The sequence below is a fragment of the Ruegeria sp. AJ12 genome (assembly GCF_056536245.1).
The window spans coordinates 1492286-1512380 of the sequence record NZ_JBQFJJ010000001.1 but is presented as its reverse complement, the minus strand read 5'-3'; the positions used below and the strand labels follow the sequence as shown (position 1 = coordinate 1512380).

The 20095-nt window shown below is 61.1% G+C and carries 20 protein-coding genes and 1 riboswitch; of the genes, 16 read left to right on the top strand and 4 right to left on the bottom strand.

All coding sequences use genetic code 11. The features are described 5' to 3' along the window. Together ACR3E0_RS07665 and ACR3E0_RS07660 are read right to left on the bottom strand one after the other, a co-directional pair. On the bottom strand, nt 1-483 hold the full coding sequence (locus ACR3E0_RS07665; protein ID WP_480477734.1) for a tripartite tricarboxylate transporter TctB family protein: 483 nt from the start codon (nt 481-483) through the stop codon (nt 1-3). Nucleotides 484-546: 63 nt separating this feature from the next. Further along, entirely contained in the window at nt 547-1530 is a 984-nt protein-coding gene (locus ACR3E0_RS07660; protein WP_480477732.1) for a Bug family tripartite tricarboxylate transporter substrate binding protein, read from the bottom strand. Nucleotides 1531-1638: 108 nt separating this feature from the next. Between ACR3E0_RS07660 and ACR3E0_RS07655 the strand changes: the two genes are divergently transcribed. The 3 genes from ACR3E0_RS07655 to ACR3E0_RS07645 are packed head-to-tail and all read left to right on the top strand — an operon-like array spanning nt 1639 to nt 4650. Then, entirely contained in the window at nt 1639-2307 is a 669-nt protein-coding gene (locus ACR3E0_RS07655) for a response regulator transcription factor (RefSeq protein ID WP_480477730.1), read from the top strand. Next, a complete protein-coding gene (locus tag ACR3E0_RS07650) occupies nt 2297-3664 on the top strand; it encodes a sensor histidine kinase (protein ID WP_480477728.1) in 1368 nt (455 codons plus the stop codon). The genes ACR3E0_RS07655 and ACR3E0_RS07650 overlap by 11 nt, the downstream gene beginning before the upstream one ends. Further along, a complete protein-coding gene (locus ACR3E0_RS07645) occupies nt 3643-4650 on the top strand; it encodes an ABC transporter substrate-binding protein (RefSeq protein WP_480477726.1) in 1008 nt (335 codons plus the stop codon). The genes ACR3E0_RS07650 and ACR3E0_RS07645 overlap by 22 nt, the downstream gene beginning before the upstream one ends. Before the next feature lie 216 nt (nt 4651-4866). Here ACR3E0_RS07645 and ACR3E0_RS07640 read toward each other — a convergent pair whose 3' ends face one another. Next, complete coding sequence (locus ACR3E0_RS07640) at nt 4867-5823, bottom strand: NAD(P)-dependent oxidoreductase (RefSeq protein ID WP_480477724.1); 957 nt, start codon at nt 5821-5823, stop codon at nt 4867-4869. Between the two features lie 147 nt (nt 5824-5970). After that, nucleotides 5971-6177: riboswitch (cobalamin riboswitch) on the top strand. An 83-nt stretch (nt 6178-6260) separates the two neighbouring features. On the opposite strand from ACR3E0_RS07640, the gene ACR3E0_RS07635 reads away from it, so the two are divergent. The 7 genes from ACR3E0_RS07635 to cobJ are packed head-to-tail and all read left to right on the top strand — an operon-like array spanning nt 6261 to nt 14228. Further along, entirely contained in the window at nt 6261-6644 is a 384-nt protein-coding gene (locus ACR3E0_RS07635) for a DUF1636 family protein (protein ID WP_480477722.1), read from the top strand. A gap of 1 nt (nt 6645) precedes the next feature. Continuing rightward, the gene (gene cobW, locus ACR3E0_RS07630; protein WP_480477720.1) at nt 6646-7701 is read left to right on the top strand and encodes a cobalamin biosynthesis protein CobW; all 1056 of its coding nucleotides are present in this window, start codon (nt 6646-6648) and stop codon (nt 7699-7701) included. A gap of 6 nt (nt 7702-7707) precedes the next feature. Beyond that, nucleotides 7708-11001, top strand: a complete 3294-nt coding sequence (gene cobN, locus ACR3E0_RS07625; protein WP_480477718.1) for a cobaltochelatase subunit CobN — start codon at nt 7708-7710, stop codon at nt 10999-11001. Beyond that, entirely contained in the window at nt 10998-12125 is a 1128-nt protein-coding gene (cobG, locus tag ACR3E0_RS07620) for a precorrin-3B synthase (protein ID WP_480477716.1), read from the top strand. Before cobN ends, cobG begins: the two co-directional genes overlap by 4 nt. After that, on the top strand, nt 12125-12754 hold the full coding sequence (locus ACR3E0_RS07615; protein ID WP_480477714.1) for a precorrin-8X methylmutase: 630 nt from the start codon (nt 12125-12127) through the stop codon (nt 12752-12754). The genes cobG and ACR3E0_RS07615 overlap by 1 nt, the downstream gene beginning before the upstream one ends. Continuing rightward, nucleotides 12751-13479 carry a precorrin-2 C(20)-methyltransferase gene (locus ACR3E0_RS07610; RefSeq protein WP_480477712.1) on the top strand — a complete coding sequence of 243 codons (729 nt, stop codon included), beginning with the start codon at nt 12751-12753 and terminating at the stop codon, nt 13477-13479. The genes ACR3E0_RS07615 and ACR3E0_RS07610 overlap by 4 nt, the downstream gene beginning before the upstream one ends. Beyond that, on the top strand, nt 13476-14228 hold the full coding sequence (cobJ, locus tag ACR3E0_RS07605; RefSeq protein ID WP_480477710.1) for a precorrin-3B C(17)-methyltransferase: 753 nt from the start codon (nt 13476-13478) through the stop codon (nt 14226-14228). The genes ACR3E0_RS07610 and cobJ overlap by 4 nt, the downstream gene beginning before the upstream one ends. Here the strand turns inward: cobJ and ACR3E0_RS07600 are convergent. Continuing rightward, nucleotides 14201-14950 (bottom strand): cobalt-precorrin-6A reductase, encoded by a 750-nt coding sequence (locus ACR3E0_RS07600; protein ID WP_480477708.1) that lies wholly within the window; start codon nt 14948-14950, stop codon nt 14201-14203. The two genes, cobJ and ACR3E0_RS07600, sit on opposite strands and share 28 nt — an antisense overlap. Between ACR3E0_RS07600 and cbiE the strand changes: the two genes are divergently transcribed. The 6 genes from cbiE to cobF are packed head-to-tail and all read left to right on the top strand — an operon-like array spanning nt 14949 to nt 20074. Beyond that, a complete protein-coding gene (gene cbiE, locus ACR3E0_RS07595) occupies nt 14949-16148 on the top strand; it encodes a precorrin-6y C5,15-methyltransferase (decarboxylating) subunit CbiE (protein ID WP_480477706.1) in 1200 nt (399 codons plus the stop codon). The two genes, ACR3E0_RS07600 and cbiE, sit on opposite strands and share 2 nt — an antisense overlap. After that, nucleotides 16145-16513: a cobalamin biosynthesis protein gene (locus tag ACR3E0_RS07590; RefSeq protein WP_480480974.1), complete on the top strand. Its 369-nt coding sequence runs from the start codon at nt 16145-16147 to the stop codon at nt 16511-16513. Before cbiE ends, ACR3E0_RS07590 begins: the two co-directional genes overlap by 4 nt. After that, nucleotides 16510-17304: a precorrin-4 C(11)-methyltransferase gene (gene cobM, locus ACR3E0_RS07585; protein WP_480477704.1), complete on the top strand. Its 795-nt coding sequence runs from the start codon at nt 16510-16512 to the stop codon at nt 17302-17304. Before ACR3E0_RS07590 ends, cobM begins: the two co-directional genes overlap by 4 nt. Next, nucleotides 17291-18613 (top strand): cobyrinic acid a,c-diamide synthase CobB, encoded by a 1323-nt coding sequence (locus tag ACR3E0_RS07580; protein ID WP_480477702.1) that lies wholly within the window; start codon nt 17291-17293, stop codon nt 18611-18613. Before cobM ends, ACR3E0_RS07580 begins: the two co-directional genes overlap by 14 nt. Next, nucleotides 18610-19338 (top strand): uroporphyrinogen-III C-methyltransferase, encoded by a 729-nt coding sequence (gene cobA / locus ACR3E0_RS07575; protein WP_480477700.1) that lies wholly within the window; start codon nt 18610-18612, stop codon nt 19336-19338. The genes ACR3E0_RS07580 and cobA overlap by 4 nt, the downstream gene beginning before the upstream one ends. After that, nucleotides 19331-20074: a precorrin-6A synthase (deacetylating) gene (gene cobF, locus ACR3E0_RS07570; RefSeq protein ID WP_480477698.1), complete on the top strand. Its 744-nt coding sequence runs from the start codon at nt 19331-19333 to the stop codon at nt 20072-20074. The genes cobA and cobF overlap by 8 nt, the downstream gene beginning before the upstream one ends. Nucleotides 20075-20095: the final 21 nt, after the last annotated feature.

Genomic DNA, 20095 nt, shown 5'->3' with positions numbered 1-20095 from the left:
TCAACCTCCGAGAAAGCCCGGCAGCGGGCGCATGTAGATGCCAAGAACTTCCTGAACGAGGTACCAGACAGCCCCTGCCGCGATCAGTGCCACGGGCAACATGATGTGCCACTTGCGCTCGCCCAGAATGAAAGACCCGAGGATCAGGAAAGCAGAGGTCGAGATCAGGAAGCCAACCGGGCGCAGGCACAGAGCGTAGATCACCATCAACGCCAGCAGCATAAGCGCCTGATCAAGGTGATAGTCACCCAGACGCCGATAATCGATATCGGCCTCTTTCGGCTCGCCCTTTTCAAAGCCCAGCAGAATGATTGTCGTGGCGATTATCCCCATGATCGACAGCACTTTGGGAAAGGTGCTTGGCCAAATGGGGTTTCGCTGCATGAAGGGGGGCAGGCTGCCATCCATCGTAAACCAGGCCGCGTAGCCGTAGGTCAAACATATGCCCAACAGAACGAGCGCGATCCAGCGATCCAGCGCCATAACTCCCCCTCCCTTTTCTTACTAGCGTGGGCAGAGCGGTGAACCGCTCTGCCGGTGATCAATTTAGAGGAAACCCAGCTTCTTCATCAGATCGCTGATCTGCTGTTCCTGCTGTTCCAGGAAGGCTTCGAAGTCAGAGCCGGAGTTATGGATGTTAACCCAACCATTGCGCGCCCGCACTTCTTCCCATTCGGGCGTGTCGTACATCTTGGCAATGGCTTCCTGATACGCAACGAGCTTGTCCTCGGGCAAACCGGGGGCCCCAAAGAACCCGCGCCAGTTCACGAAGGTGGTGTCGATACCCTGTTCTTTCATGGTCATGGCATCAGGGGCCGCGCCCACACGTTCGTCCGCAGTCACGCCGATGATCTTGACCTCACCTGCATTCGCAAGATCGACCGCCTCCGAAAACCCGGTCGACAACGCAGCGATCTCGCCCGACAGCAAGGCAGCCATGGCTTTACCACCGGCATCGTAGGGGATGTATTTGACACCCAGCGCATCCTTGCCAGCAGCTTCCATCACCATGGCCGCAACAAGATGATCCATGCCGCCCGGAACCGAGCCGCCGCCAATCGCGGTCGCACCGGGATCCGCGTCATATGCGGCAAGCAGATCATCCATCGAGTTGATCGGGCTGTCTTTACCCACAACAATCGCGGCGTAGTCTCCGATTGTGCCGGACACAAGGGTCAGGTCGCGAAAGTTATGCGGGAAAACCCCCGTCAACGAACGGATCACAATCGGGGTCGAGTTGACCATCAACGTGCCGTGGTTGCTGTCGGCATTCTCGATCAGGAACCCGATGGCCTTGCCGCCGCCACCGCCCGACATGTTTTCGTAGGACGCGGTGCCGACAAGTCCGGCGTTGGTCAATGCCTCACCGGTGCCGCGGGCCGTTCCATCCCAGCCGCCACCTGCACCACCAGGGATAAGGAAGTGGATGCTGTCCACGACCTGATGCCCGTCAGCCGCGGCAGGCCCGGCCAGACCAAACGCGGCCACAGCTGCGATCAGGGCCCTGCGGCCCAGTGTGAAAGTCGTCATGATTTCCTCCCATTTGACAACCGGCCGCTTGACGGCTCAGATTGCAGGGAAAGAAAACACACCAACCTGACATAAACCTGTCATGTGGAAAAATACTGCCTGAACCTCATGAAATTCCTACTGGTCGAAGACAATCTGGAACTTGCAAATGCAATCAGTTCCCGCATGCGGTTGGATGGGCATGTTGTTGATCACGCAGCAAAATTGGAAGATGCAACCGCTTTTGTAGAGCTCGACGAATACGATCTGATCCTGTTGGACATCATGTTGCCTGACGGGGATGGTCGTGAGTTTCTCAAGCGCCATCGGGCCAGCGATCTGGATACACCGGTGATTGTCCTGACGGCGCGCAGCCAGGTTTCAGATCGAATCGGATCGTTGGATCTGGGGGCCGATGACTATGTCACCAAACCATTCGACCACGCCGAGCTTGAGGCCCGCTGCCGCGCCGTGATGCGTCGAAAGTCCGGGATCACAAAAACCAGGATCGAAATCGGTGGCATCGTCTTTGATCCGGTGGCGGGTCATCTGAGCGTGGGGGATGACGTTGTCTCGCTGCGAAACCGTGAATTGCGCCTGCTGGAGTTGTTCATCAACGCCCCGGGCCATGTGTTTTCAAAACAAAAACTGGCCGACAGGTTGTTCTCGCTCGACGATGATGTGTCAGACAATGCAATCGAAGTCTACGTGGGCCGTCTGCGGAAGCATCTTGAGAAATCGGACCTGAAAATCACGACCTTGCGTGGCCTTGGGTACAGGTTGGATCATGTCCGTTAGCCCAACCGTGTCCGGGTCCCTGCGAAACCGCCTCGCTTTCACCCTGATCGGCGGCGCCGCTATTTTGGCTTTGCTCTTGTTCTTTGCGGTCCGCAACTATGCCGCACAGGTGGCGCAGCAGGGTCAGGACAACATTCTGGGGGCTTCGGCCAGCTCGATCCTGGACGCCGCCGCGCTCAGGGATGGCGAACTGGAAGTCGACATTCCATACAACGCGTTTTCAATGCTCAGCACGCCATCGGATGATCGCGTGTATTATGCCATTTTTCAGGATGGCGAGTTCTTGTCGGGCTATGACGATCTTTCGCCCACACTAGGTCCGGCAGACGGCAGGTGGACATTTCAATCCAGCGAGCTTCGCGGCGAGAACATCCGGCAAGTCAGCGCCAGCCGAACCCTTGTCGGTTTAACAAGGCAGACGGAAATCGAAGTTGCTCTGGGACAAACCCAGGATGCCTTGTCCGAAACGCTGGACCAGATTTCGCGCAATGCGGCGTTGTTGGGCCTGGGTTTCTTCGCTCTGGCGGCAGCGCTGTCCTACTGGGCGACATCGTCCACGATCGGGCAGCTCAACAAGCTGACCACGTCCGTTACCCGCCGAGGGCCCCAGGACCTCAGCCCGTTTCGAAAACCTGTCCCCCGGGAAATGGCGCCTTTGGTGACGTCTTTGAACTCTCTGATGGGTCGCTTGGATCAGTCCCTGAGCCAGTCGGAGGATTTTATTGCCGAGGCAGCGCACAGGGTTCGCACCCCTTTGGCAACAGTCAGGTCCTACGCGGATGCAACCCTTCACCGGGTGGAAAAGGAAGAAAACCGCGAAGCGCTGCGATCCATGATGCGCGCGATTGATGAGAGTTCGCGCGCTGCTGGTCAATTGCTCGATCATGCCATGATCACCTTCCGAGCCGATCACCTGGAACGTGAGGACGTCGATCTGGTGGCATTGGTGCGCGACCTTGTGCAACGTCTGACCCCCATCGCAGAAATGAAAGACCTCTCGCTGTCGTTGATTGGTGACGCTTCGGTGCCGTATTCCGGCGACCCCATTCTGATTCAGAACGCGGTCCGAAACATGATCGACAACGCGCTCAAATATGCGCCTGCTGACAGCACGGTTGTCATTGATGTCGCGGCAACCCCTGGCGTGCAGATCGCAGTCAGGGATCAAGGCCCCGGATTTCCGGTGGACGAAATCGAAACGCTCACGCAGCGGTTCGAGCGAGGGCAGAATGCGGCCGGAACCATCGGGTCTGGCCTGGGGCTGACCATTGCGCAGGATGTGGCAGCTGCGCATGGCGGTTCGCTGGTCCTGTCAAACCGGTCAGGAGGCGGCGCATGCGTTACCTTATCGCTTTGATTTTTTGCCTTTTTCCGATCGGAGCGTTTGCGCAGAACTGGGAGGATCAACGGGTTTTCAACGAGGACGCAAATGGCGCCCACCTGCGCATTGTATCCAGTACCGACACCGCCCTTTTTGCACCTTTGATCGAAGACTTTGTGGCGTCCAACCCGTCCGTTTCCGTTGAATATCTGGTGACCAGTACAGCAGACATAAATCGACGCATCCGGGACATGCCTGACGCGTTCGACATTGCCATTTCCAGCGCGATGGATCTGCAGCTGAAACTCGCAAACGACGGCTTCGCCCTGATGATCGAGGATGTTCCCGGTCCACCCTGGGCCCAGTGGCATCAAAGCCTTTTTGCCTTCACCTCCGAACCAGCCGCCATTGTGATCAATCGCTCGGCATTCCAGGGCGCACCGATCCCTCAGACCCGCCAGGAGCTGATCGAAACTCTGCGCGCGCGACCCGAAGCGTTTCGTGGAAAAGTCGGGACCTATGACGTACGGCAATCGGGATTAGGATACCTGTTTGCGACCCAGGACGCGCGGGTATCCGAGACCTACTGGCGACTGATGGAGGTCATGGGCGGTCTCGATGTGCACCTCTATTGCTGTTCCAGCGATATGATCGAAGATCTGGCAGATGGCACAATCGCAGTCGCCTACAATGTGCTGGGCAGTTATGCAGCGGCTCGCACCGATGGGAAAGACGCCCTGGCAATCATTCTGCCTTCGGATTTTCAAACGACAATGATGCGGACCGCAATGGTTCTGAAAGAAACCCGGGAACCCGCCGCCGCCGAAGCATTCATCCGACATCTGGTCAGAGACAGGTCCGGGCTTGCTCAAGAAGCGCTGTTGCTGCCATTGCTGAGCGCCGACGACACGGCAGATGAACGCGCAGCAATTGCGCTCGATCCTGCCCTGCTCACGTTTCTCGACACGTTAAAGAGGCGCAAGTTCCTCTCGGAATGGGAAGATGCCGTCATCCAAAGGTGACACGGCTTAAAGAGGTATGCCGTTTTTCGCCCCGTCTATTGGATTTCTTCCACTGGCTGAGCTCTAGTTGGGCAATTTGGAAAGCTCGGAGGTCTGCGCAAGTAGCTACAGATAGATCGTCACGCTCATGTTTTCGAGTGATCCGCATGCATGCGACGCCTGCAAGGTATGCAGGCGCCAGGGTCGTTTTGTCCACACTTGTTCCGTGCGATTGCCTCAAGCCATCTCGCGACCTTGAGGGATGACCTCATATCCCGGCTCTTCCGGCTCGTCATCCTGCATTTCGGTGGGAAAACCCGGCGCAGTGATGTCCAGCCCGGTGGCTTCCTCAAGCCTTTTGATGATGTTGGGGGACAACTCCCGATCACCAAAGCGGGCAATGCCGTCTTCAAAGATTTTGATCATCACCGGGTTCACCTCAAGCGGCACGCCAGCGCGATCGGCAACCTCCTGAAACAGGCCGATGTCCTTTTTCACCAAGTCCATTGTGAACGAAATATCGCGAGAACCGTTCAGGATGACCTGACTTTCGGTTTCATGCACAAACGACGTCCCGGACGAGATCTTGATCGCCTCATAGGTCGTATTGAGATCCATACCGGCGGCCTTGGCAGTGACCAGCGCCTCCGCGCAGGTGATCAGGTTTGCGGTCGCCAGATAGTTCGTCAAAACCTTCAGAACCGATGCTGATCCCAAATCGCCGGTATGCAGGACGCGCCGGCCCATTGTTGTCAGGAAAGGCAGGATACGTTCAAACGTTTCCCGGTCGCACCCCGCAAAGATAGAGATGTTTCCAGTTGCCGCACGGTGGCAACCGCCCGAAACAGGACAATCCACCGCCGCCCCACCCCGTTCAATGACCAACGCCCCCAGGCGTTTGACCTCTGCCTCGTCGGTGGTGGACATCTCCATCCAGATCTTGCCGGGGCCGACTTCCGGCAGCATCTCCTGCATCACCGCGTCCGAGGCTGCAGGTGACGGCAGGCAGGTGATAACTGCGTCACAATCCCGCATCATCTGTGCCGGATTTTCGGCCGCTTTCGCCCCCTTGGCCACAAATTCGGCCACCAATTCAGGGTTCAGATCATGGACCGTCAGATCGAGACCGTTGCGCAGCAACGACCCCGAAAGCTTTCCGCCAACGTTGCCAAGACCAATGAAACCAACTTTCATGAAGCATCACTCCCTGCTTACATTTTCGCGGCTACCGCAACACGGTCCAGCGCGTGCCGTCATGCCGCCCAGCGACGCCGACAGGTCGCTTTTCATCCCTTGACCGGTTCGATGCGCGTAACGCGCTTGACAAGCTGCCCGCCGGTGCCGCATGTCCGATCCGTTGGTGTCTGCAACCGCAGATGAAAAGGGAATGCGTCAACGGTTTTTCCGCCAAACGCAGCCGCCCCCGCGACCGTGACCGGAGAGGGTGCCCAATGCCACTGGCCAAATGGCCGGGAAGGCGGGTCATCCGACAGAGCCGCCGCTCTGACATCCGCAAGCCGGGAGACCTGCCAACGCCCGAAGACCAGACCGGACGGGGTGTTCCGGTGTCGGGACCATGGCGATCAGCGTGGCCCGCATGAGACCCCGTCCCCCATGAACCGAAAAGGGGGATGAGAGACGTGACCGAAACCGCACCAGTTGAACTGCTGGTTTGCACCACTTGCCGGCGCGGGTTGCCTGTTGAGGACGACGCGCAGCGCCCCGGTGCCAAGCTGCACAAGGCCCTTACCGAAGCTGAACTGCCTGATGGGATCGCACTGAAACCTGTCGAATGCCTGTCGAACTGCGATCAGGGATGCTCGATTGTTCTGCGCGGCGGGCCAACCCGCTGGACCTTTGTCTATGAAAATCTGAACGAGGCCGACGATGTCGGAATCATCGTCGAAGGCGCAATCAAATACCTCGCCGCGGAAGATGGCCTGGTGAAATGGCGCGAGCGCCCCGAACATTTCCGCAAGAACTGTGCGGCCCGTATTCCCCCGATTGGAGCCTGATATGCCAAACCTTGAAAAACTTCCCGTCACCGTAATCACCGGCTTTCTGGGCTCTGGGAAGACGACCCTGATCCGGCATCTGATGCAGAACCCTCAGGGCAAGCGTCTTGCAGTTGTCGTCAACGAGTTCGGGGACGTGGGTGTCGATGGCGAGATCCTGAAATCCTGTGCGATCCCGGATTGCCCCGCAGAGAACATCATGGAACTGGCCAATGGCTGCATCTGCTGCACGGTGGCCGATGATTTCATCCCGACCATCGAGGCGCTGATGGCGCTGGAGCCGCGCCCGGATCACATTCTGATCGAAACATCTGGTCTGGCGTTGCCGAAACCGCTGCTCAAAGCCTTTGACTGGCCGGATATCCGCTCGAAAATCACGGTGGATGGCGTGATCGCCCTGGCCGATGCCGAGGCGGTGGCCGCCGGTCGATTTGCCCCCAATGTCGAGGCAGTTGATGCCCAGCGCTTGGCGGATGAGTCAATCGACCACGAAACGCCTCTGTCCGAAGTGTTCGAAGATCAGATTTCCTGCGCGGATATCATCCTGCTAACCAAACCTGATCTGGCCGGTCCCGAGGGGGTGGCAAAGGCCAAAGAGGTCATCGAGGCTGAGGCCCCGCGTCCCCTGCCTGTTGTCGAGGTCGCCGAGGGCGCAGTGGACGTTCGCGTTGTGCTGGGTCTGGAGGCTGCAGCCGAAGATGACATGGATGCGCGCCCGTCCCATCACGACGGTCACGACGACCATGAACACGACGATTTCGAAAGCATCGTGGTCGAGCTGCCCGAACAGGCCGATCCGGTCGCTCTGGTCGCCAATATCGAGCGCCTGGCCAACGAACTGAACATCCTCCGCGTGAAAGGCTATGCGGCGGTGTCCGGAAAACCCATGCGCCTGCTGGTTCAGGCGGTCGGGGCTCGCGTGCGCCACCAGTATGACCGCCCGTGGAGGCCGGACGAAGACCGCCGCTCGCGCCTGGTGGTAATCGCCGAACATGATGACATCAACCCGGCGGCGATCCGCAGCATCCTCGAAGGTGTCGCCGAGGCTGCCGAGTAACGCCGCATGCACGTCGTCTTTCGCGAAAGTCACGGGTTAGAAGAGACAGAAACCCCAACCGATCTGGGCCAGAGCCCGGCGGATCTGGTGGTGTTGTCTTTCTCGGACAGTGACCTGGGGGCTTTTGCGGCGGGCTGGCATCGCGGTGGCGGACCCGAGGGGCGCGTGCCGACCCTTCGGCTCGCCAACCTGACGGCACTGAAGCATCCCCTTTCGGTAGACACCTATGTCGAGCAGACGCTCGAGGGCGCAAAAGGTATCCTGATCCGCCTCATAGGCGGCGTACCCTACTGGTCTTACGGGCTGCAGCAGGTACTTGCGCTGGCGCAAGCCAAGGGCATCGCACTGGCCGTCCTGCCTGCCGACGGGCGAGAGGATATCCGGCTGGACGAGTATTCCACCCTGCCCGTGTCCACCCTGCGGCGGCTGGCACATCTCTGTGATACCGGCGGCGAGGTCGCGGCACAGGCTGCCTTGGCGCAGATGGCTCTGGCAGCGGGGCTTTACGCCGGACCGGTCATGGGAGCGAAGTCGATCCCCGAATGCGGCGCATGGTGTCCGGATCGCGGCGTTGTCCCGGTGGACACCGCGTTTGCGGGGGATGTGAAACGCATCCTCGTAACCTTCTACCGGGCCTACCTGACTTCTGCCGATACAGCACCCGTTGCGGCATTGATCCGCAGCCTGCGCGCGCGCGGCTTGGATGCGATCGGTTTGTTTGCGCCGTCTCTGAAAGCGCCGGCTGCCGCAGATTGGCTGCGCGAACAGGTTGTGGAACTGAACCCGGCAGCAATCGTGAATGCGACGTCCTTTTCCGGCAAAGGCGCGACGGGCACGTCCCCTCTGGACGCGGCTGATGTCCCGGTGTTTCAGGTCGCACTCTCAACCTCGCGCCGCAAGGCATGGGCCGAAGCTGAGCGGGGCCTGTCCCCCGCCGATCTCGCGATGCATGTGGTTCTGCCCGAGGTAGACGGACGGATTTCGGCGGGTATTGCCTCTTTCAAGGAACCCGGAAAACGCGACCCGCATCTCGAATACTCCCGCTTTGCCCACCGCGCAGAGCTGGAACGGATCGAGGCCATTGTTGACCGCGTTTCCGGCTGGCTGAAGCTGCAGGACAAACCAAAGGCGGAACAGGTCCCGGCGATTGTGCTGTCCACCTACCCCGGCAAAGACTGGCAGATGGCGCATGCGGTGGGTCTCGACGCGTTGGCTTCGGCCGAGGCGATGCTATCCGATCTGCAAAATGATGGCTACGAAACCGCCCCGTCGCAGCCGGTTTCCGAAACCTTGCTGGACGCCCGGATATCGTGGTCGCTGACGAACTATCTGGCGGCGCTGTCCGATCTGCCACAGCAATTGCGCGCGGATCTGCTTACCGTTTGGGGCCGACCTGAGGATGACCCTGCCTTCGCCGACGGCGCGTTTCGTTTCACGGCGCTCAGACGCGGCAAGGCTCTGGTCGCGTTGCAACCCGAACGCGGTACGCCGGAGTTGCGGGACGATGAGTATCACGACCTGTCGCGTACCCCACGGCACGGCTATGTCGCCTTTTATCTGTGGCTGCGCAAAGACTTACGTGCGGATGCGCTGATCCATATCGGCGCCCATGGCACGCTGGAATGGCTGCCCGGCAAATCGGTTGCCTTGTCGCGGGAATGCTGGCCCGAAGCGCTGATCCGCGACCTGCCGGTCATCTACCCCTTCATCGTCAACGACCCGGGCGAGGCCGCGCAGGCCAAACGCCGGATCGGTGCGGTGACCCTCGGCCATATCCCGCCGCCCCTGAAAGAAAGCGGCACGCCGGACCGGATGGTTCGGCTGGAATCTCTTTTGGATGAGTTTTCGAATGCTGACGGCCTGGATCCCAAACGCCGCGACCGCCTGCAGGAAGATATCCGCGACGAGGCACAGGCCATCGGGTTGGAAAGCGATCTGGGTCTCGATCAGGCAACCTGCACGGCCGAAGCGATCACGCGTATCGACCGTTTCGTCTGTGACATCAAGGAAAGCCAGTTTGGCGACGGGCTCCATATCTTTGGCCGCCTGCCTGAAGTGACGGGAGATTTCGATGTCGCACCGTCCGCTCACGGCGAAAAGCAGGCGCTGCTGAATGCTCTGGCCGGAAAGCGGATCGAGGCCGGCCCCTCGGGTTCGCCCTATCGTGGCCGGTCGGACGTTTTGCCAACCGGGCGCAACCTGTACACCACCGATCCGCGCTCGGTGCCGACGCGGGCCGCCTATGCGCAGGGCGTGAAGCTCGCCGAAGAACTGGTGCGCCGTCACCTGCAGGAAGAAGGCGATTACCCAAAGGGGCTGATCGTCGATCTGTGGGGTTCGGCCACGATGCGCACGGCAGGTGAAGAATTCGCGATGGCCTTGCATCTGCTGGGCGTAAAGCCGGTCTGGGACAAGGGGTCGGAGCGGGTCTCGGGGATAGAAGTGTTGCCCATCACCGATCTGGACCGCCCGCGTCTGGACGTCACGTTGCGTGTCTCAGGCCTGTTCCGCGATGTGTTCCCCACGCTTTCGGCGCTGTTCGGTCAAGCCGTTCGTGCGTTGAGCCAGCGCGAAGAAGCAGCGGACTGGAACCCTTATGTGGGTCAGGCTCCCGCCGCGCGCGTCTACGGTCCGGCACCGGGCAGCTACGGGCTTAATATGACACATCTGTCGGAGACCTATTCGGATGAGGCGCGCGCGCAAGCCGGACAGGCCTGGCTGGATGCCAGTTCCTTCGCACTGGAGGGCGAGCATATCGCGCAGGACATCGACGGCATCACTCAACGCGTCGCCAATGCCGACAGCTTCGTGCACCTTCAGGATCTGACCGAGACCGACCTGTTGCTGGCAAACGATTATGCCACGCACGAGGCCGGTTTTGCCGCCGCAAAGAAAGTGACCGGCGGCTCCGCGCAGCTCTACCATCTGGACAACACCAACCCGGATAACCCACGCGCCCGCACCCTGCCCGAAGAGATCAGCCGCGTCGTCCATGCCCGCGCGGCCAATCCGGGCTGGATTGCGGGTATGCAGCGCCACGGGTTCCGGGGCGCGGCCGAGATTGCGGCGACGCTGGATCATATGGCGTCTTTTGCACATCTGTCAGGCACGGTCGCCCCGCACCTGTTTGATCTGTATCATGATGCAACGCTGGGCGACGCCGACGTCGACATGTTCCTGCAAGAAACCAACCCGCTTGCGCATCAGGCGATGCAGGACCGGTTCCGCGCCTTGCTGGAGGCAGGTCTTTGGGAGACCCGCCGGAACTCGATCCGGGCAGATCTGGAGCGAATGAAATGAGCGCGCCGATTGTACAGGGATGGTGCCCCGGTGCGCATCGACCGATGATGTCAGGGGACGGTCTGGTCGTGCGGGTGCGGCCTCGGCTGGCGCGGCTGGACGTGGACCAGGCCCTGGGGCTGTGTGATCTGGCGGACCGGTTTGGCAGTGGCACAATCGACCTGACCAACCGGGCCAATCTGCAATTGCGCGGAGTGGCCGACCCGGATCACCAGCCACTGCTGAAGGAACTGGCCGCACTTGGTTTGCTGGATGCCGAACCGGGGATCGAAGTCCGACGCAACATCCTTGTCTCACCGCTCTATCACACCGGCGATCTGACGGCACGGCTGACGCAAGAGTTGACGGACCGATTGAATGAACTGCCGGATCTTCCAGCAAAGTTCGGTTTTGCCATAGATACAGGGTCGGCCCGTCTGCTTGTCGGGGACTCTGCTGACATCCGATTGGAACGGGGCTCTGAGGGCCTGATACTGCGTGCGGATGGCGCCGACTCCGGGCGCTTGGTAACCGAAGACGAGGCCGTGGATCAGCTGATCACGATGGCTGAATGGTTCTCGGACAATTACACGCCGGAGACGCGTCGTATGGCGCGGCTGGTCGCTTCGCTGGGATTGCCTTCAGACTGGCAAGGCCATGCTCCGAACCCGACTGCCGCGCCACTATACCCAGGGCCTTGTGGTTTGGGTACAATCTACGGCGCCGCCTTCGGTCAATTGCCTGCAAAACCTTTGCGCGAACTGATCGTCGCAACAGGTTCGTCCGCCCTGCGCGTCACCCCGTGGCGGTTGGTGTTGCTTGAAGGCGGGGCGGCGATACCCGCTCCTGATTTTGTAACCGACGGCAATGACCCGCTGATGACCACTGACGCCTGCCCCGGGGCACCGTTCTGCCCGCAGGCGCAGGTGGAAACCCGCGGGATCGCGCGCGCATTGGCCCCGCGGACCAAAGGCCGCCTCCACGTCTCGGGCTGTGCCAAGGGATGCGCGCGGATGGGTCCGGCCGACATCACATTGGTTGGCCAAAAAGGACGATTTGATCTTGTCAAACGGGGCTGTGCAGCGGATGAGCCCTGCCAGCGCGGGCTGAGCCCCGAGACACTTATGAGCATGGACCTGACGTGATGCCTTATGAATACGAAACCGATGGCGCGGCGATCTACAAGCAGAGCTTTGCCACGATCCGGTCCGAGGCCGATCTTGCCCGGTTTGATGCCGACGAGGAACAGGTTGCCGTGCGTATGGTGCATGCCGCGGGCATGGTGGGGCTGGAAGAGTTTGTACATTTTTCGCCCGGCTTCGTGATGGCGGCGCGATCTGCACTGGAAAATGGTGCACCAATACTGTGCGATGCACGCATGGTCAGCGAAGGCATAACCCGGTTTCGCCTGCCCGCCGATAACGAGGTGATCTGCACGTTGCATGACGAACGGGTGCGCCCATTGGCCGCCGAGATGAGCAATACCCGCTCTGCAGCCGCATTGGAGCTATGGCGGCCCAAACTGGACGGCGCTCTGGTCGCCATTGGAAACGCCCCGACCGCCCTGTTTCACTTGTTGAATATGTTGGAGGATCCCATCTGCCCCCGCCCAGCGGCCATCATCGGCTGTCCGGTTGGCTTTGTCGGCGCGGTGGAATCCAAAGACGCCCTGTGGGCCGCACAGCCGGTGCCGTCCTGCATCGTCAAGGGCCGACTGGGCGGCAGCGCCATTACGGTGGCCGCCATCAACGCCATTGCGAGCCGCGCGGAATGAGCACGGGCAAGATATACGGCGTGGGCCTCGGCCCCGGCGACCCCGACCTGATGAGCGTGAAGGCCGACCGCCTGCTGCGCAATGCGCGTCATGTCGCATTTTTCCGCAAACCGGGCCGCAGCGGTCAGGCGCGCAAGATCGTGAACGGGATGATCCCGCGTGACGCCACCGAGTTTCCAATGGAATACCCGGTGACAACCGAGATTCCTTTGACGGACCCGCGGTACAATGAGCTTCTGGCCGCATTCTATAAGGACTGCGCCGCCCACCTGAAAACGCTGGCCGAACAAGGTGAGGATGTCATTGTGCTATGCGAGGGGGACCCGTTCTTTTATGGGTCTTTTATGCATCTTTACAGTAGATTGCGTGACAAAGCTCATGTTGAGGTTGTGCCTGCCATCACTGGAATGTCCGGGGCCTGGACGGCAACGGGCGACCCGATCACGTGGGGGGATGACGTCCTGACCGTTCTGATGGGCACGCTGCCCGAAGACGACCTGGCGCATCGGATGGCGCAGACCGACGCGCTGGTGGTGATGAAAATCGGGCGCAACATAGACAAGGTGAAACGGGCGCTGAAAACCGCCGGTCTTTATGACCGCGCCTGGATTGTTGAATTTGCCCAGATGGCAGACCAGAAGGTGACGAAACTGTCCGAGGCTTGCGAGAAGGTGACCCCCTATTTCTCAATCGTTCTGGTGCACGGTCAGGGGCGGCGACCGTGACCGGTTGGGTCAAGATCGCGGGGCTGGGGCCCGGCAGCGACGATCTGGTCACTCCCGAAGTGTCCTGTGCTTTGGCAGAAGCCACGGATGTCGTCGGCTATATCCCCTACGTTGCGCGCGTGGCAGAGCGCGAAGGTCTGACCCTGCATGCCAGCGACAACCGGGTTGAGATTAACCGGTCGCAACATGCGCTGCAGATGGCATCGGAAGGCAAGCGTGTCGTGGTTGTCTCGTCGGGCGATCCCGGTGTCTTCGCCATGGCCGCTGCCGTCTTCGAAGCGTTGGAAAACGGCCCGGAGGACTGGCGCGGTATCCCAATCGACGTGTTGCCCGGCATCACCGCGATGCTGGCGGCCTCGGCCCGCGCGGGCGCCCCGTTGGGGCATGATTTCTGCGCTATCAACCTCAGCGACAATCTCAAACCCTGGTCCGTGATTGAAAGACGGCTGCGTCTGGCGGCGCAGGCGGATTTTGCGATGGCATTCTACAATCCCCGCTCGAAGTCTCGACCGGAAGGCTTTGGGAAAACACTAAAAATCCTGCGCGAGGAATGTGAACCCGAGCGGCTAATTCTATTTGCACGGGCCGTATCCCGTGCCAATGAGGCCATCAGAATTTCAACTCTGGCCGAGGCGACGCCGGACATGGCGGACATGCAGACCGTGGTTATTGTCGGTTCCTCACTTACCCGTATGATTGAACGCAACGGCGATGCAATTGTTTACACCCCGAGGTTCACTCCGGAATGAGCCAGCCAGTCCATAACTTGTGCCACGCTCAGAAACTCCGACCGGTGCGGCAGGACGGGGCGATCGATCATCAGAACCGGTACTCCAAGCAGCCGCGCGGCGTCGAGCTTGGCGCGTGCCCCGGTTCCACCCGCGTTCTTGGAAACGACCAACTCCGTGCGATGGTTTTGCATCAAAGTGCGGTCACCATCCAGCGTGAACGGGCCGCGCGAAACCACCACGTCGCAGTTCGAAAACGGCGGGGTCGTTGGGGCATCAACCAGCCTGAGCAGGTAATGATGTTGAGGTCGGCTGGCGAAATCCTTCAGATGCATACGACCCACGGCCAGAAAGACCCGCTGCGCTGGCCCCTCCAGCGCATCAACAGCGGCGGGTATGTTCGGGACGTGCCTCCATTGATCACCCGCCTTTGGAATCCATTGGGGCCGGGTCAAAGCCGCAAGGGCCGCGCCGGTTTTTTGGCATGCTTCGACCGCATTCCGGCTCATCTGCACGGCAAACGGATGTGTCGCGTCGATGACGTGGCTGATCCCATGCTCCCATATGTGGCGCGCGAGACCCTCCGGGCCGCCAAACCCACCAACGCGGACTGGAATGGGCTGCGGACGCGGCGTGTCCACGCGCCCCGCGTAAGAGTAGATGGCCCGGATACCCGTATCCGCAACGGCGCGGGCCAGAGCATTGGCCTCGGTCGTGCCGCCAAGGATGAGGAGGTTGGACATGCATGAAACTCCATGGCTGACTGTTCTGGGTCTGGGCGAAGATGGACTGGATGGCCTCTCACCTGCAAGCCGTCAAGTACTGGACCGCGCCGAGGTCATCATGGGACCGCAGCGACATCTGGCCCTGATCCCCAACGCTGATGCTGAACGGGTCGAGTGGCCTGTCCCGTTTGCGGACGGCTTGCCCATTCTGACCGGATACCGAGGACGGCGCACGGTTGTGCTGGCATCGGGCGATCCGTTCTGGTTTGGCGCGGGGTCAGTGATCGCGCGAAACTTTGATGCCGGTGAGTGGGTCGCCCTGCCCGGTCAATCGACCTTTTCTCTGGCTGCGGCACGACTCGGCTGGCCATTGGAAACCACGCTGACCTTTGGGTTGCATGCGGCACCACTGACCCGCCTGCGACCCCATCTGGCACCGGGGCTCCGTGCCATCCTCTTGCTTCGGAACGGGGCCGCCGTCGCAGAACTTGCCACCTACCTCGGCGACACCGGCTTTGCTGACACTTCGCTGCACGTGATGGAAGCGCTGGGTGGGCCGCGCGAACGCGCCAACCGCATGTCGCTGACCGAGGCCTTGCTTGGGTCGTTCGAACACCCGGTCTGCGTCGGCCTGGAGGTCGCAGGTACTGGGCGCGCTTTCCCCAAAGCATCCGGCAAACCGGACGACATTTTCGAAACCGACGGGCAGATCACCAAACGTCCCGTCCGGGCCCTGACTTTGTCCGCGCTGGCCCCGCAAAGGGGCGAGCATCTCTGGGATATCGGCGGCGGCACCGGCTCGATCAGCATCGAATGGCTGATGTGCGACCCGACCCTGACCGCGACATCGATTGAACCGCTTGAGGACCGGGCCGACCGGATCCGGCGCAACGCGGACGCTCTGGGGCAGGATCGGCTGGACGTGGTTCACGGAACCGCACCCGCCGCATTGGAAGGGCTGACGCCGCCTGATGTTGTCTTTGTCGGCGGGGGTTTGAGTGCAGAACTGGTGGACTGGCTCCGCGCAAACGTGCCCGTCGGCACAAGGCTGGTTGCAAATGCGGTTACATTGGAGAGCGAAGCGTTGTTGTCCCGGATGCAAGATGACCTGGGTGGAGAGTTGCTGCGCATCGAGTTGGCCCACGCAGCGGCGTTGGGAGCGCGCCGCGGCTGGAAAGCGGCCTATCCCGTGGTGCAATGGAGCGTAACGCTATGATCGTCGCCGGCATCGGATTTTCTTCTGCCGCCACTGCAGACAGTTTGCGCGCGGCATTCGAGCGGGCCGCTGACGGGCAAGGCGTAGATGCGATTGCGACAGCTTCGGACAAGGACGGTCACGCAGCCCTGAAAGCATTCGTCAAGGAAGCCGCCCTGCCCCTGCATCTTGTGGCACCGAATGATCTGGTGGGACAGCGTACGCTCACCTGTTCACCGCGCAGCCGCGCCACCCATGGCACGGGCAGCGTCGCCGAAGCCTCGGCCCTTGCCGCTGCCGGGCCAGGGGCGCGGCTGCTATCACCCAGACAACTCTCGGACGACCGGTTGGCGACCTGCGCCATCGCCAGCGGAGGACAGACATGACCGTTCATTTCATTGGCGCAGGACCCGGCGCCGCAGACCTGCTGACGCTGCGCGGACGCGACATCATAGCGTCCTGCCCCGTGTGCCTGTACGCGGGCTCACTGGTTCCCGAGGCCATACTCGACCATTGCCCCGAAGGTGCTAAAGTCGTGAACACGGCGCCGATGGATCTGGACCAGATCATGTCCGAGATCGGTTCGGCACACGAAGCCGGTCAGGATGTCGCGCGTCTGCATTCAGGCGACCTGTCCGTCTGGTCTGCGATGGGCGAGCAAATCCGGCGGTTGAAAGAGATGGGAATACCGGTCAGCGTGACCCCCGGCGTGCCGTCTTTTGCGGCCGCGGCGGCATCGCTTGGCACAGAACTCACCCTGCCGGGGATGGCACAATCCGTTGTTCTGACGCGCACGCCCGGGCGGGCATCGTCCATGCCCGAAGGAGAAACCCTGGCCAACTTCGCCCGAACTGGTGCGACGCTGGCCATTCACCTCTCCATCGGCAATCTGAACAAGGTGATCTCCGATCTGACGCCCGCCTATGGCGCGGACTGCCCGGTGGCTGTGGTTTATCGCGCAAGCTGGCCGGATGAACGGATCATCCGAGCGACGCTTGACACGCTGAACGATGCGGTGGACGAAAGCATTTCACGCACCGCGCTGATCATGGTCGGGCCCGCGCTGGCCGGCGAAGGGTTTGATGACAGCTGTCTGTATTCCAAAACCTACGACCGGCGCTATCGCCCGCAAAGCGCAAACAGCCAATGGTCAAGCTGGAGCCATGGCGATGACTAATCCTCCTGGCCTTTTGATTTCGGCACCGTCATCGGGCACCGGGAAAACCACTGTCATGCTGGGCCTGTTGCGCGCGCTGGCGGAGGATGGCCTGACCGTTCAGCCGTTCAAGAGCGGGCCGGATTACATCGACCCGGCCTTTCATCGTGCAGCGGCAGGCCGCGCGTCGTTCAATCTGGACAGTTGGGCGATGGACGAACCGCTGCTGAACGCAATTTCAGCGCAGGCAGACGGCGCGGATGTCGTTGTCGCCGAGGGATCCATGGGTTTGTTTGACGGCGTCGCCAAACCCGGCGAGCTTGGTCATGGCTCCAGCGCGGAAACGGCCCTTCGCATGGGTTGGCCCGTCGTTTTGGTGTTGGATGTCGGTGGACAGGCGCAATCTGCAGCCGCCACGGCGCTGGGGTTTCGGATGTACAATCCCGACCTGCCCTTTGCGGGCGTGATTCTGAACCGGTGCGCCAGCCCAAGGCACGAACGTCTGACCCGGCTTGGAATGGACCGCGCAGGACTGCCGGTGCTGGGTGTCTTGCCCCGCCGTGGCGATCTGACTTTGCCCGAGCGGCATCTGGGCCTCATTCAGGCGGTAGAGCACCCCGACCTTGAGAGTGCCATCGCCGGATATGCCGCGTTTCTGAGGGAACATGTCGATCTGGAGGCGATCAAGCGGGCGGCCTCCTCGGGCCCCGTGGGGCCGTCGTCGGCCGCGCTGCCGCGCCCTCCGGCCCAGCGGATTGCTTTGGCTCAGGATGCAGCATTTTCCTTCACCTACCCGCACCTGCTGGAGGGCTGGCGCGCCGCGGGTGCAGAAGTCCTGCCGTTTTCCCCGCTGGCCAACAAGGCACCCTCTGCGGAAGCGGACATTGTTTGGTTGCCCGGTGGATATCCGGAATTGCACGCTGGCACGCTTGCCGCCGCAGACAGGTTTCTGAAGGGCTTGCGAACCCATGCCGAAACGAAGCCCGTGCACGGAGAATGCGGTGGTTATATGGCTTTGGGCGCGGGATTGATCGACAAGGACGGCAACCGGCACGCGATGGCCGGGCTGCTGGGCCTTGTCACATCTTACGAGAAGCGCAAATTCAATCTGGGGTACCGCAAGGCCGAATTGCTGGCGCCGATGCCCGGCTTTGCCCCAGGTACAGCGCTTCGCGGACACGAGTTCCATTATTCATCGATTACCGAGCAACCGGACGCGCCCTTGGCACGGGTCTGTGATGCCGAAGGTAATGAAGGACCGCAGACAGGGTCCGTGCGCGGTCACGTGACGGGGACGTTCTTTCACCTGATCGCCGAGGCCACGGTATGAGCGGTTTCGTCTCATTCATCGGTTCGGGCCCCGGCGATCCGGAACTGCTGACGCTCAAGGCCGTCAACCGGATGCAAGCCGCCGACGCCGTGCTGTTTGATGACCTCAGCAGCGGTCCGATTCTGGCACATGCGCGCGAGGATGCGGATCTGGTCGGCGTGGGCAAACGCGCGGGACGCCCGTCGCCCAAACAGAACCATGTCAGCCGCCTGCTCGTCGAATACGCCGAAACCGGCGCGCATGTTGTCAGGCTGAAGTCCGGCGATGGCGGGCTGTTTGGTCGTTTGGAAGAGGAACTGGTGGCCCTGCGCGACGCTGGTATCGGCTACGAGATCATTCCTGGCGTTCCTTCGGCGGTTGCTGCGGCGGCGGCAGCAGGAATCCCGCTGACCCGCCGCCTGACGGCAAGGCGGGTTCAGTTCGTCACGGGCCACGATGTCAGCGGAAAACTGCCCGAAGATCTGAACCTGCCTGCACTGGCGGACGCATACGCCACAACGGTTGTGTTTATGGGCAAGAGAACCTTTCCATTGTTGGTCGATGCTCTGCACGCACATGGTCTGCCATTGGACACACCCGCGCTTATGGCCGAGTCTGTCTCGACGCCCGATCAGGCGCTGCACAGGTCCACGATTGGCGCACTGTCCGAGACGCTGAAATCAGAGGTCGGAACGGCACCGGCCCTGATCCTCTACGGCCCGCTGGCGGAGGCTGATGATGGATGAGCTGACACTGGTCGGTATCGGCACGGGCAATCCCGACCATGTCACGTTTCAGGGCGCTGAGGCCATTCGTTCCGCCGATTTGATCCTGATACCCCGAAAGGGTGAGAGCAAGACCGATCTGGCCGGGATACGGGAACAAATCATCGTGCAAGTGTCTGAAAAAGAACCACGAGTTGCTTACTTCGACGTCCCCCAGAGGCGGTCAGACGATGGCTACCTACAGGGCGTGGATGAATGGCACGATGCAATTGCGCGGCAGTGGCAGCGCGCCATCGAATCCTATCCTGAGGCTCAAAAGGTGGCTTTGCTGATCTGGGGGGATCCGTCCCTTTATGACAGCTCGCTCCGAATCGCCGCGCGTCTCGACCCCCAGCCCAAAAAACGGGTAGTCCCCGGTATAACGGCGCTGCAAGCCCTTACGGCAGCATTTGCTATCCCCATCAACGACATCGGCGCGCCGTATCTGGTCACGACTGGCCGCCGCCTGCGTGACGAAGGCTGGCCAGAGACGGCATCGACGGTTGCCGTCATGCTGGACGGCGAATGCTCGTTCCAAGACCTCGAGATGGCGGATTTCGATGTCTGGTGGGGGGCATATGTGGGGATGCAGGAAGAAATCCTGATCCATGGGCGGCTGGACACGGTCGCGGCCGAGATCGTGGCAACCCGTGCCGACGCAAGGGCTGCGCATGGATGGATCATGGATATCTACGTGCTGAAAAAAAGCGGGAAGTGACGTGAAACGTCGCAAATGGCG

Excerpts from the sequence above, each read along its gene's own strand:
- ACR3E0_RS07635 (WP_480477722.1), top strand. The coding sequence starts at position 6,261 with ATGAGAGACGTGACCGAAACCGCACCAGTTGAACTGCTGGTTTGCACC.
- cobW (WP_480477720.1), top strand. The coding sequence starts at position 6,646 with ATGCCAAACCTTGAAAAACTTCCCGTCACCGTAATCACCGGCTTTCTG.
- cbiE (WP_480477706.1), top strand. The coding sequence starts at position 14,949 with ATGCATGAAACTCCATGGCTGACTGTTCTGGGTCTGGGCGAAGATGGA.
- ACR3E0_RS07660 (WP_480477732.1), bottom strand. The coding sequence starts at position 1,530 with ATGACGACTTTCACACTGGGCCGCAGGGCCCTGATCGCAGCTGTGGCC.
- ACR3E0_RS07645 (WP_480477726.1), top strand. The coding sequence starts at position 3,643 with ATGCGTTACCTTATCGCTTTGATTTTTTGCCTTTTTCCGATCGGAGCG.
- cobG (WP_480477716.1), top strand. The coding sequence starts at position 10,998 with ATGAGCGCGCCGATTGTACAGGGATGGTGCCCCGGTGCGCATCGACCG.
- cobM (WP_480477704.1), top strand. The coding sequence starts at position 16,510 with ATGACCGTTCATTTCATTGGCGCAGGACCCGGCGCCGCAGACCTGCTG.
- ACR3E0_RS07610 (WP_480477712.1), top strand. The coding sequence starts at position 12,751 with ATGAGCACGGGCAAGATATACGGCGTGGGCCTCGGCCCCGGCGACCCC.
- ACR3E0_RS07640 (WP_480477724.1), bottom strand. The coding sequence starts at position 5,823 with ATGAAAGTTGGTTTCATTGGTCTTGGCAACGTTGGCGGAAAGCTTTCG.
- ACR3E0_RS07600 (WP_480477708.1), bottom strand. The coding sequence starts at position 14,950 with ATGTCCAACCTCCTCATCCTTGGCGGCACGACCGAGGCCAATGCTCTG.
- ACR3E0_RS07615 (WP_480477714.1), top strand. The coding sequence starts at position 12,125 with ATGCCTTATGAATACGAAACCGATGGCGCGGCGATCTACAAGCAGAGC.
- ACR3E0_RS07590 (WP_480480974.1), top strand. The coding sequence starts at position 16,145 with ATGATCGTCGCCGGCATCGGATTTTCTTCTGCCGCCACTGCAGACAGT.
- ACR3E0_RS07655 (WP_480477730.1), top strand. The coding sequence starts at position 1,639 with ATGAAATTCCTACTGGTCGAAGACAATCTGGAACTTGCAAATGCAATC.
- ACR3E0_RS07665 (WP_480477734.1), bottom strand. The coding sequence starts at position 483 with ATGGCGCTGGATCGCTGGATCGCGCTCGTTCTGTTGGGCATATGTTTG.
- cobN (WP_480477718.1), top strand. The coding sequence starts at position 7,708 with ATGCACGTCGTCTTTCGCGAAAGTCACGGGTTAGAAGAGACAGAAACC.
- ACR3E0_RS07580 (WP_480477702.1), top strand. The coding sequence starts at position 17,291 with ATGGCGATGACTAATCCTCCTGGCCTTTTGATTTCGGCACCGTCATCG.
- ACR3E0_RS07650 (WP_480477728.1), top strand. The coding sequence starts at position 2,297 with ATGTCCGTTAGCCCAACCGTGTCCGGGTCCCTGCGAAACCGCCTCGCT.
- cobF (WP_480477698.1), top strand. The coding sequence starts at position 19,331 with ATGGATGAGCTGACACTGGTCGGTATCGGCACGGGCAATCCCGACCAT.
- cobA (WP_480477700.1), top strand. The coding sequence starts at position 18,610 with ATGAGCGGTTTCGTCTCATTCATCGGTTCGGGCCCCGGCGATCCGGAA.